We start from the raw sequence: 12,106 nt of genomic DNA, 5'->3' as shown, positions 1-12,106 counted from the left end.
CCGTACTGGTTTAAAGTTAATCCACTATAACTGTCAACGTAAGCGCCGCTGCCAAACCCATTGCAGGAAAACGCGTCGCGGTGCAGTCTTCCAAAGGCAAGGTCATGCTGCCCGCCGATTATGCCAAAATGATCAACGACTTTCCCGATCCTAACCCGAAACTGCTGGAGCCAATCCCTATTTCAAATGTGAAATCGCCATACGGACGGGCGGATTTGGTTAAATTTTTCGAAATCGTTTTACAGTCTCATTCGGAATTGATGGCAGCACAAGATGAATTTAACCGGGCCGGAGAAAATTCGACACATTCTCCAGAATTTTTTGAAGCTGCAAAAAAGCTGGCTGATGAGTGGAAAAAAGTTACCGGAAGATTTTTGGATGCTGATTTCCGCGATCCTGAAATTAAAGCAGTGGTTAACCGGAGGGTCGAAATCAATATATTGGCAAGTCATGTTTTGGAATATTTGATAAAACATCAAAAAACCTTGATGGGTGAAGGAGAAAAAAAACCTGAAATAAACCAATTGGATGTAATGGCTTTTCTAGAAAAACGAAATAAAGCTCAAGAAGGAGTTAAGAAAAGCAATGCAGAAATATTGAAAGCCGTCCGTGCATTAAAGAAAAAATATTCCCTATAATCCCCCCCAAAGGTCGTCTGAAAACGCTACCGAAGCCGTTTCAGACGACCTTTTTGCAAACTGATTGATAACATATTAAAACCATATCCCAAGCCTGCCGAAATATGCCATAATAGCCACGCAGCGCGCTTTTGCGCCGCATTCGAAAAGAAAAACCTAACCTACAAGAGAATATCCCATGACTAGCAAAGCCACCATTATCTACACCCATACCGACGAAGCCCCCGCGCTGGCGACCCAATCCCTGCTGCCGATTGTGCAGGCGTTTACCCGCCATGCCGGTATCGAAGTCAAAACCAGCGATATTTCCCTGTCCGGCCGCATTCTGGCGGCGTTCCCCGAATATTTGACTGAAGCGCAGCGCGTACCCGATGCGCTTGCCGAGTTGGGCGAACTGGTGAAACAGCCCGACGCCAACGTGATCAAACTGCCCAACATCAGCGCGTCCGTACCGCAACTGACCGCCGCGATTAAAGAATTGCAGGCAAAAGGCTTTGCCGTCCCCGATTACCCCGCCGACCCGCAAACCGATGAAGAAAAAGCCGTGCGCGAACGTTACGACCGCATCAAAGGCAGCGCGGTCAATCCCGTTTTACGCGAAGGCAACTCCGACCGCCGCGCACCTAAAGCAGTGAAAAACTTTGCGAAAAAAAATCCGCACAGCATGGGCGCATGGACGAAAGACTCCAAAACCCACGTTGCCACCATGCAAAGCGGCGACTTTTTCCATAACGAACAATCCGTTACCGTACCCGATGCGACTTCCGTATCCATCGTGTTCACCGACAAACAAGGCAACAAAAAAGAGCTGCGCGAGCCCGTCGCCCTGAAAGCCGGCGAAATCATCGATGCGACCGTGATGAGCAAAAAAGCCCTGCTCGCCTTCCTTGCCGAACAAGTCAAAGACGCGAAGGCAAAAGGCGTTTTGTTCTCGCTGCACATGAAAGCCACCATGATGAAAGTGTCCGACCCGATTATCTTCGGACACGCCGTCAAAGTATTCTTCGCGCCTGTTTTTGAAAAATTCGGCGACAAACTGGCTGCCGCCGGCGTCAATGTCAACAACGGCTTCGGCAACCTGCTTGCCAATCTGGACAAACTGGATGCGGACACCCGCGCTGCCGTCGAAGCCGAAATCGCTGCCGTTTACGCTGCCAACCCAGATTTGGCGATGGTCGATTCCGACAAAGGCATTACCAACCTGCACGTTCCCAGCGACGTCATCGTCGATGCCTCTATGCCTGCGATGATCCGCAACTCCGGCCGCATGTGGGACAAAGACGGCAAAGCGCAAGACACCAAAGCCGTGATTCCCGACAGCAGCTACGCAGGCGTTTATCAAGCAACCATCGACTTCTGCCGCGAACACGGCGCGTTCAATCCGACAACCATGGGTACCGTTCCCAACGTCGGTCTGATGGCGCAAGCAGCCGAAGAATACGGCTCGCACAATAAAACCTTCGAAATCGAAGCCGACGGTCAGGTGCAAGTCATTGATGCGGCGGGCAAAGTCCTGATGCAGCACGACGTTGAAGCAGGCGACATCTGGCGTATGTGCCAAACCAAAGACGCGCCCGTCAAAGACTGGGTACAACTCGCCGTCAACCGCGCCCGCCTGAGCAACACGCCCGCCGTGTTCTGGCTCGATGAAAACCGTCCGCACGATAAAAGCCTGCTTGCCAAAGTCAAAGCCTATCTTGCCGAGCTGAATACCGACGGCCTCGACATCCGCGTCCTCGCTCCCGAAGAAGCCGCCAAGTTCAGCTTGGGTCGTCTGAAAAACGGCGAAGACACCATTTCCGTAACCGGCAACGTCTTGCGCGATTATCTGACCGACCTGTTCCCGATTTTGGAACTCGGCACCAGCGCGAAAATGCTGTCCATCGTTCCATTGATGAACGGCGGCGGTATGTTTGAAACCGGCGCGGGCGGCTCCGCACCGAAACACGTCCAACAGTTCCTCGAAGAAAACCACCTGCGCTGGGACTCTTTGGGCGAATTCCTCGCACTCGCCGTATCGTTTGAACATCTGGCGCAAAAAACCGGCAACACCAAAGCCCAAGTCCTCGCCGACACGCTGGATGCCGCCACCGAAAAACTGCTGTTGAACGACAAATCGCCCAAACGTAAAGCAGGCGAACTCGACAACCGCGGCAGCCATTTCTACCTCACCCTCTACTGGGCGCAAGAACTGGCAGCTCAGGATAAAGACGCTGAACTGAAAGCAGCGTTTGCGCCGCTGGCGGAAACCCTGACCGCCGACGAAGCGAAAATCGTTGCCGAGCTTTCCGCCGCACAAGGCAAAGCAGCCGACATCGGCGGCTACTACGCCCCCGACGCCGCAAAAGCCGCCCAAGCCATGCGCCCGAGCGAAACGTTCAATCAGGCATTGGCAAAGCTGTAAAAGTATTACGGTAAGGCTGTAAACATGAAAGGTCGTCTGAAAACCTGTATTTAAAGGTTTTCAGACGACCTTTTTGGTGCTTAGTTCTTATTTTTCGTCCTTGCAACGCCGGCTGAAAAACTGGTTTTGAATTTTACCGACGCTTTGCCAATCTCTCTTTCTTAGGGTTTCCAATAAATCCCCGCTTACGTGGAAATAATGAGGCTGGTGGCGGAAAAGGCGCTCAAAATAAACGAGCCTTGCCATTTGCTATAAAAACCGGACTCAAGAATCCTGCCTACGAATGAAAAGGGCTGTGATAAAATCTTTGCGTTTTCACTATCCCTTTCAGACGACCTTTTTATGTTGAACCCATCCCGAAAACTCGCCGAACTTGTCCGTATTTTGGAAGAGGGCGGCTATATTTTTGCCGGCGATCCCGTGCAGGCGACGGAGGCGTTGCGTCATGTCGAGGGCGGCGTGGAAGGAAAAATCATCCGCCGCGCGGAGATGATAGACAGAGACCGCCGGCTTCGGCATACCTTGGAACAAGTACGGACCGGGTCGTTTTGGCTGTGGATCGTGGCGGCGACGATGATGTTTAGCGGCGGCTTTTCCGGCACTTACCTTTTGATGGACAGCCAAGGACTGAATTTTTTCCTGATTTTGGCGGGCGTGTTGGGCATGAATACGCTGATGTTGGCGGTATGTTTGGCAACGTTGTTCCTACGCGTGAAAGTGGGGCGGTTTTTCAGCAGTCCCGCGACGTGGTTTCGGGGTAAAGACCCCGTCAATCAGGCGGTGTTCCGGCTGTATGCGGACGAATGGCGGCAGCCTTCGGCGCGTTGGATCGCCGGCGCGACTTCACACAGTCTATGGCTCTGCACCCTGAGCGGGATGCTGGTGTCGGTATTGCTGCTGCTTTTGGTGCGGCAATATACGTTCAACTGGGAAAGCACGCTGTTGAGCAATGCCGCTTCGGTGCGCGCGGTGGAAATGTTGGCGTGGCTGCCGTCAAAACTCGGTTTCCCTGCCCCCGATGCGCGGGCGGTGGTCGAAGGTCGTCTGAACGGCAACATCGCCGATGCGCGCGCGTGGTCGGGCTTGTTGGTCGGCAGCATTGCCTGCTACGGCATCCTGCCGCGCCTGCTGGCTTGGGCGGTGTGCAAAATCTTTTTAAAAACAAGCCAAAGCAAGCTGGATTTGGAGAAGTCTTATTATCAGGCAGTCATCCGCCGTTGGCAGAACAAAATCGTCGATGCGGATACGCGTCGGGAAACCGTGTCCGCCGTTTCCCCGAAAATCACCTTAAACGACGCGCCCAAGTGGGCAGTCATGCTGGAAACCGAATGGCACGAAGGCACATGGTTTGCGGGCAGGCTGGCGCAGGAATGGCTGGATAAAGGCGTGGCGGCGAATCGGGAAGAGGTTGCCGCTTTGGAAACGGAATTGAAACAGAAACCCGCCCAGCTCCTCATCGGTGTGCGCGCGGAAACCGTCCCCGACCGCGGCGTGTTGCGGCAGATTGTCCGGCTTTCGGAAGCGGCGCAGGGCGGGGCGGTGGTACAGCTTTTGACGGAACGGACGCTTTCAGACGACCTGTCCAAAACATTGGACCACTGGCGCAACGCGCTGGCAGAGTGCGACGTGGCATGGCTGGAACCTGACAAAGCGGCGCAGGAAGGTCGTCTGAAAAACCAATAAACGTACTTGAAATGCCCTGTTAAGCCGCCATCCTGAAAAAGGTCGTCTGAAAATCCATTCTCTCAAAATATGATGAACAACCAACCCCTTTCCCTCGCCGTCGTCGGGCACACCAATACCGGCAAAACCTCGCTCTTGCGCACCCTGTTGCGCGACAGCGGGTTCGGCGAAGTCAAAAACGCCCCGTCCACCACGCGCCATGTCGAAGAAGCCGCGATTACCGACGGCGCCGACACGCTGCTTTACCTGTACGATACGCCCGGGCTCGAAGACGCGGGCGGCGTTTTGGACTGGCTTGAAACCCACACTGATGCACGCGCCGACGGCATCGAGCGGCTGCAAAAGTTCCTCGACAGCCACGGCGCGCATCACGATTTCAACCAAGAAGCCAAAGTGCTGCGGCAGCTTTTGCAAAGCGATATGGCGTTGTACGTCATCGACGCGCGCGAACCCGTACTCGACAAATATCGGGACGAATTGACCATTCTGTCATGGTGCGCCAAACCGGTCATGCCCGTGTTCAACTTTACCGGCGGACAGCTTCCCGAAGCGTGGACGACCATGCTGGCGCGCCGCAATCTCCACGTTTTCGCAGGGTTCGACACCGTCGCCTTCGATTTTGAAGGCGAATTGAACCTCTGGAACAAGCTTGCCACCATGCTGCCGCAGCATGACATCATCGACCGCCTGACCGCTTCCCGCCGCCGCGAATGGACGCGTCTGGACAAAGAAGCGCGCCACGAAATCGCAGGTTTCCTGCTCGATGTGGCAGCCTTCACACAGGAAATCGACGAAAACGGCGACCCCGCGCCCGTCCTGCAAACCATGCAGGCAGAAATCCGCCAGCTCGAACGACAGATGCAGCAGCGGCTGTTTGCCCTCTACCGCTTCTACCACAGCGAAATCGACGGCGGCGACTGGGTGCCCAAAGCCTTCCATCAAGATCCGTTCGACAGCGAGTTGCTCAAACAATACGGCATCCGTACCGGCACGGGCGCGGCAACCGGCGCACTCATCGGCTTGGGGCTGGACATCGCCACGCTCGGCGGTTCGCTCGGCTTGGGTACGGCAATCGGCGGCTTTTTGGGCGGTATCCTGCCCAATACCCGCACCATTTCCGACAAGCTCACCGGCCGCCAAACCCTGCACACCGACCCCGAAACCCTTACCCTGCTTGCCGCCCGCGCCCTCGATTTGCTCCACATCCTGCAAACGCGCGGCCACGCGGCGCAATCGCAAGTCGAGTTGCACAGCCGCAAAGCGCCCTGGACGCCGGACAAACTCCCGTCCGAACTCAACAAAGCGCGCAGCAGGTGGAAATGGTCGTCGCTCAACACCCACCTCCCCGAAACCAGCCGCGCCGAGCGCGAGGAATATACGGAAAGTTTGAGCCAGAAATTGGGCGGATAAAAAATCAAAGGTCGTCTGAAACCTTAACTCCAGGCTTTCAGACGACCTTTGCCATATTGGCAACTTCACCTACTCTACTAAATGTAGCGGGCCGAAAATCCAAAAAAACGCCGCAGCGTGGATTTTACCCGCAACAACACAATACCGAATTGAAAAAGGTCGCCTGAAAAGTCGGAATATAGGTTTGAGGAAACTTGCTATATCCGTTTTCAGACGACCTTTTTACAAAGACAGCGCATTGCGCCGTCAAACTTTTGTGTAACGAGACAAACCTAAATCATCGCTGCGGATTTCGGTTTCCTTACCGCAGACTATATCGGCGGCCAGTTTGGCAGAGCCGAGCGACATGGTCCAACCCAAAGTCCCGTGTCCTGTGTTCAAAAACAAGTTTTCCAATGGTGTTTTGCCGATAAGCGGCGTGCTGTCGGGCGTCATCGGCCGTAACCCGCTCCAAAATTCCGCCTGCTGCAAATCTCCGCCGCCCGGGAAAAGGTCGTTGACGACCAATGCCAAAGTAGCACGGCGTTTTTCGGGTAAATGCAATCCGTAACCTGACAACTCCGCCATACCGCCGACGCGGATGCGTTTGTCGAAGCGGGTGATGGCAACTTTGTATGTTTCATCAAGAACGGTGGAAACCGGTGCTTTTTCATCATGAACGACAGGGAGGGTCAATGAATAGCCTTTTACCGGATAAATCGGCAAATCCCAGCCCAAATCCTCCAAAACCGTTCTGCTGAAACAGCCTAAGGCGCATACGAATGCGTCTGCCTCAAACTGTCCTTGGTCGGTTTCAACGGCAGTAATGCGGTGTCGGTCGTGTATGATGCGGCGTATGTGATGTCCGAATTCAAAACGCACGCCTTTCTGTATGCACAAATCGCGCAGTTTTTGGGTAAACAGACGGCAATCGCCGGTGGCATCGGCAGGAAGGTGCAATCCGCCTGCGATTTTAGGTAAAGCATGGTGTAGCGCGGGTTCGAATTCCAAGCATTCTTCAGGTTTCAGACGACGTAGGGGAACGCCGTAACGTTCTAAAACGGCAATGTCTTTTTCAGCCGCGGCAACTTCTTTTTGCGTGCGGAAGATTTGCAAAGTCCCCTTGTTTCTACCCTCAAAATCAATGTTTTCCTGTTCTTTAAAAAGACGGAACATTTCACGGCTGTATTCCGAAATCCGAACCATCCCCTCTTTATTGATTTGATAACGCTCCGCCGTACAGTTGTCCAGCATTTGTTTGAGCCAGCGGATTTGAAACAGGCTTCCGTCGGGTTGAAAAATTAAGGGCGAGTGTTGCTTGAACATCCACTTCAAGGCCTTGAGCGGAATACCCGGAGCCGCCCAAGGCGTGGTGTAGCCGTAAGAGAGCTGCCCGGCATTGGCAAAGCTGGTTTCCATTGCCACATCGTCGGCGCGGTCGATGACGGTTACGTCATGCCCTTCGGAAGCCAAATACCATGCGGTTGAAACTCCGGCGATACCTGCGCCCAAAACAATCAGCTTCATATCTTCTCCTTAAAATTTAAATTATTTTTAATTATGAATGGCTAGTTTAGGATATTTTTATTAGAGATATTCACTTTATTTTTAATAATTTCGTATGTATTATCCCTATTTAATGACATTCAAAAGGAAAAGCATCATGAAAGAACTGGATAAAACCGATCTGAAAATTTTAAAATTTCTGCAACAAAACGCCCGGATACCGATGACGGAGCTGGCGGAGAAAGTGGGGCTTTCGACTACGCCTGTTACCGAGCGCGTCAAACGGCTGGAGCGCGATAATTTCATTACCGGCTATCACGCCCGCCTCAATCCGAATTTATTGGGCAAAGGATTGTTGATTTTTGTCGAATTGAAGCTGCGTTCGAAGTCAGGCAATATTTTTGAAGATTTTCGTCGGGAAGTCATGAGGATTCCGCAAATTTTGGAATGCCACTTGGTATCGGGCGAATACGATTATCTGATTAAAGTCCGCCTGCCCGATATGTCGGCCTATCGGGATATGTTGGGCAATATTTTACTGCACCTGCCTGCCGCGGCGGAAAGCCGAAGTTATGTGGTGATGGAGGAAGTAAAAGAAGAAACGGTATTGGATTTGGATTGAGTGTAGGACAGAAGCCAAGATTAGAATAATTACACTGGTAGATAGTAGATAGGGAAATATGAAATATTGTAACTTCTTTGCTTATATCATTAGATTGAAAGAAAAAAGCAAAAAAAATGCACACATCAATAAGATGTGTGCCAAGTCTACAAAGGAGAAATAGAGGAGAAACTATTAACTGACTACTCGAACCAGCTAACGGGGCGAATTATGCGCTTTAAGCGGAAGTAATGCAAGTTTTTTCTTGTAAAGTTTCTCTTTGATTGTTGTATTTTTGTATTTTGTAGTTATATTCCATGAAGTATAAATAAATTAGGAATAACCCTTTGGCAAAATCAGGCTCTTTCATTCAAAGGGAAAAGGCCGTCTGAAAACCCTTTCCCCTTAAAGGAGGGCGGTTTTCAGACGACCTTTTGCCTTAATCGTTCAAACCGGTTTTATTCTTCGTCACCCGTATCGCTGATGCTGATGCTGTGTTCCATCCTGCTCGGGTGGATTTTCAAGCCGCCGCAGCCGGATTTCTCGGCGGACAGGCGATCGAGGTAGGCCTGGTCGATGTCCCCGGTTTGATAGATGCCGTTGAAACAGGACGAATCGAAGGATTCGATTTGAGGATTGAGTGCTTTGACGACGGTTTCCAAATCGCTCAAATTTTGGAAAACGATGCCGTCCGCGCCGATTTCGGCGGCAATTTCCGCCGCGCTGCGCCCGTTGGCAATCAATTCTTCGCGCGTGGGCATGTCGATGCCGTACACATTGGGATAGCGTACTTCGGGAGCGGCGGAGGCGATATAGACTTTGCGCGCGCCTGCTGCGCGTACCATTTCGACGATTTCGCGGCTGGTCGTCCCGCGCACGATGGAATCGTCCACCAGCAATACGCTTTTTCCTTCAAACTCGGTTTCCATCGGGCTGAGTTTTTGGCGCACGGACTTTTTGCGCGTCGCCTGACCGGGCATGATAAAGGTGCGGCCGATATAGCGGTTTTTAATCAAACCTTCGCGGTAAGGTTTTTTGAGGTGGACGGCAAGTTCCATCGCACTGGGGCGGCTGGTGTCGGGAATGGGCATCACAACGTCGATATCGTCCACGGGCAGCTCGCGTTTGATTTTTTCCGCTAAGGACACACCCATGTCCAAACGCGATTGGTAAACCGATACGCCGTCGATCACGGAGTCAGGACGGGCAAAATAGACGTATTCGAAGAGGCAGGGGCTGAGTTTGGCGCGGTCGCTGCATTGACGGGCAATCAGTGTGCCGTCAAAGCCGACGAATACCGCTTCGCCCGGCTGGATATCGCGTTCCAAATCGTAGGCAAGCGCATTGAAGGCAACGGATTCGGAGGCGACGGCATAGGATTTTCTGCCTGCCTCGTCGGTTTGCGAACCCAACACCAGCGGGCGTATGCCGTAAGGATCGCGGAAAGCGAGCATGCCGTAGCCCGCAATCATGGCAACCACGCCGTATGCGCCGCGCACCAGGCGGTGGACTTCGCCAACGGCGTTGAAAATATTGTCGATATTGAGCCGGTGGGGATTGGCGTTTTTAGAGACTTCGCGGCGCAATTCGTGCGCGAATACGTTGAGCAAGACTTCGGAATCGGAGCTGGTGTTGACGTGGCGCAGGTGTTTGTTGCATACGTTTTCATACAGTTCGGCGGTATTGGTGAGGTTGCCGTTGTGCGCCAAAACGATGCCGAAAGGCGAGCTGACGTAGAAAGGTTGCGCCTCCGCGCTGCTGCCCGCGTTGCCCGCCGTAGGATAACGGACATGGGCGATGCCCGCGTTGCCGATCAAATCGCGCATATTGCGTGTGCGGAACACTTCGCGCACCATGCCTTTGCCTTTGTGCATGTGAAACGTGCCGCCCTCGGCCGTTACAATGCCCGCCGCATCCTGCCCCCTGTGTTGCAACATCTGCAAACCGTCGTACAGAAGCTGGTTTACCGGCTCATGGCTGACCAAACCTAATACACCGCACATATCGTCTTCTCCGAATTCGAGGTTAACTTGGAAACTAGAATTATAGAATAAATCGGACAAAGTTGCCCAAATTGTTGACAATATTTTCTTGTCAACCTTAAAAATACGGAAACGTCGTCTGAACAAACGGCTGGAATTTTTCAGACGACCTTTGCGGCAGACCATCCCTATTTCAATATACAATAGCAGCTCAAACCCCATTCCTACGACACCATGACCGCCAACCGCACCCTCATCATCTCCGTCTTCATCGTCGCCAGTTGCGGCCTCGCCTACGAACTCATCATCGCCGCGTTGGCGAGCTATCTTTTGGGCGACAGCATTTTGCAGTTTTCCTCCGTCATCGGACTTTATCTTTTCTCGATGGGCATAGGCGCGCACCTGACCCGCTACATCAAAGACGAAGACGTGTTGCACCGCTTTATCGAAATCGAACTTTTGGTCGGCATCATCGGTGGCATTTCCGCGCTGGCCTTGTTCGTCGCCTTCGGGCTTTCCGCCGCCCCGTTCCGCACCCTGCTCTATGCCTTCGTGCTGATTGTCGGCGCAGTCGTCGGCATGGAAATCCCGTTGGTCATGCGCGTGTTAAACCGCAAAGGCGCGGAGTTTAAAGAACTCGTTGCCAAAGTCCTGACCTTCGACTATTTGGGCGCACTCGCCGTTTCCTTGCTCTTTCCGCTTCTCCTCGCCCCCAAACTCGGCATGGCGCGTTCCGCCCTCTTGTTCGGCATCCTCAACGCCGCCGTCGCCTACCTGACCGCACGCGTATTCAAAGCCGAACTGCCCCGCTACCGCGCCATCCGCCTGCGCGCGCTGATTGTCTTGTCCGTCCTCGCCGCCACCTTCGCCTACGCCGACCGCATTTCCTTCAAAGCCGAACAAAGCTATTTCGGCGACCCCGTCGTCTATCAAAGCCACTCGCCCTATCAGCGGCTCGTCGTGACCCGCTGGAAAGACGACACCCGCCTCTACATCAACGGCAACCTGCAATTCTCCTCGCGCGACGAAGCCCGTTACCACGAAGCCCTCGTCCTGCCCGCCATGCAGATGGTTCAAAACGCCGCCCGCATCCTCATCCTCGGCGGCGGCGACGGGCTGGCGGCGCGCGAAGTCTTGAAATACCCGCAGGTCAAACACGTTACCCTGGTCGATTTAGACCCCGACATGACCGCCACTTTTAAAACCTCCGCCGCCTTAAGCGCGCTCAACCAAGGCTCGCTGTCCCATCCCAAAATGCACGTCGTCAACGACGATGCCGCCAAATGGCTGGAGGGGTCGTCTGAAAAATTCGACGTCATCATCATCGACCTGCCCGACCCGTCCAATTTCTCACTGGGCAAACTCTACTCCGTCCCCATGTACCGCCTCGTCGCCCGCCATCTTCAGCCGCAGGGCAAAATCGTCGTCCAATCCACCTCGCCCTACTTCGCCCCAAACGCCTACTGGTCGGTCGTCGCCACCCTCGAAGCCGCCGGCCTTTCCACCGCGCCTTATCACGTTTACGTCCCCTCCTTCGGCGAATGGGGATTTGTGTTGGCAGGCTTCGATAAGCAATTCCCCGTCCCGCAGAAATTCGACGTTCCCACGCGTTATCTGAACGCCCAAACCGCCGCCGAAATGTTCCGCTTCCCGCCCGACATGGCAAGGCGCAAGGTCGAGCCGAACTATCTGAACAACCAAATCCTCGTCAGCTATTTCGAAAGCGACTGGCGCAACGTAACTCGTTGAGCCGTTTTCCCAAAACAAAGGTCGTCTGAAAACCAAGCATTTCTGTTTTTCAGACGACCTTTTGATTTCCAGCTTTCAACTCTTTCTCTTATTTTTTCGAATTTGCCAACCCAAAGTCGGGCTATAGCTAAATTATAGTGGATTAAATTTAAAT

The 12,106-nt window shown here is 53.2% G+C and carries 9 protein-coding genes; 6 read left to right on the top strand and 3 right to left on the bottom strand.

Features of this window, described 5'->3' with window-relative positions; translation table 11 throughout:
* Positions 1-104: 104 nt before the first annotated feature.
* From HMPREF3066_RS07665 to HMPREF3066_RS07650, 4 genes are all read left to right on the top strand, one after another.
* Positions 105-638, top strand: coding sequence for a hypothetical protein (locus HMPREF3066_RS07665; RefSeq protein ID WP_321178924.1), 534 nt, complete (start codon positions 105-107; stop codon positions 636-638).
* A 178-nt stretch (positions 639-816) separates the two neighbouring features.
* Positions 817-3,042 carry an NADP-dependent isocitrate dehydrogenase gene (locus HMPREF3066_RS07660; RefSeq protein ID WP_070441801.1) on the top strand — a complete coding sequence of 742 codons (2,226 nt, stop codon included), beginning with the start codon at positions 817-819 and terminating at the stop codon, positions 3,040-3,042.
* Between the two features lie 342 nt (positions 3,043-3,384).
* Positions 3,385-4,725: a DUF2868 domain-containing protein gene (locus HMPREF3066_RS07655; RefSeq protein ID WP_070441798.1), complete on the top strand. Its 1,341-nt coding sequence runs from the start codon at positions 3,385-3,387 to the stop codon at positions 4,723-4,725.
* Positions 4,726-4,797: 72 nt separating this feature from the next.
* A complete protein-coding gene (locus tag HMPREF3066_RS07650) occupies positions 4,798-6,135 on the top strand; it encodes a DUF3482 domain-containing protein (protein ID WP_141743196.1) in 1,338 nt (445 codons plus the stop codon).
* A gap of 246 nt (positions 6,136-6,381) precedes the next feature.
* Here the strand turns inward: HMPREF3066_RS07650 and HMPREF3066_RS07645 are convergent, their stop codons facing one another.
* Complete coding sequence (locus tag HMPREF3066_RS07645; RefSeq protein ID WP_070441792.1) at positions 6,382-7,641, bottom strand: D-amino acid dehydrogenase; 1,260 nt, start codon at positions 7,639-7,641, stop codon at positions 6,382-6,384.
* A gap of 136 nt (positions 7,642-7,777) precedes the next feature.
* Here HMPREF3066_RS07645 and HMPREF3066_RS07640 point away from each other — a divergent pair, with 136 nt between their 5' ends.
* Entirely contained in the window at positions 7,778-8,242 is a 465-nt protein-coding gene (locus HMPREF3066_RS07640) for a winged helix-turn-helix transcriptional regulator (RefSeq protein WP_080613830.1), read from the top strand.
* 437 nt (positions 8,243-8,679) lie between these two features.
* Here the strand turns inward: HMPREF3066_RS07640 and purF are convergent, their stop codons facing one another.
* Positions 8,680-10,224 (bottom strand): amidophosphoribosyltransferase, encoded by a 1,545-nt coding sequence (gene purF, locus HMPREF3066_RS07635; RefSeq protein WP_070441789.1) that lies wholly within the window; start codon positions 10,222-10,224, stop codon positions 8,680-8,682.
* Positions 10,225-10,437: 213 nt separating this feature from the next.
* Between purF and HMPREF3066_RS07630 the strand changes: the two genes are divergently transcribed.
* Complete coding sequence (locus HMPREF3066_RS07630; RefSeq protein WP_070441784.1) at positions 10,438-11,952, top strand: polyamine aminopropyltransferase; 1,515 nt, start codon at positions 10,438-10,440, stop codon at positions 11,950-11,952.
* Here the strand turns inward: HMPREF3066_RS07630 and HMPREF3066_RS13350 are convergent.
* Positions 11,916-12,106, bottom strand: a 191-nt coding sequence (locus HMPREF3066_RS13350; RefSeq protein WP_210385703.1) for a hypothetical protein, incomplete at its 5' end; no start/stop codon positions are given. The genes HMPREF3066_RS07630 and HMPREF3066_RS13350 overlap by 37 nt on opposite strands.

The sequence above is a fragment of the Neisseria sp. HMSC03D10 genome, assembly GCF_001807625.1.
Classification (GTDB): Bacteria; Pseudomonadota; Gammaproteobacteria; order Burkholderiales; family Neisseriaceae; genus Neisseria; species Neisseria mucosa.
The sequence above is the reverse complement of the archived record's forward strand: the minus strand, read 5'-3'. Positions and strand labels throughout refer to the sequence as shown.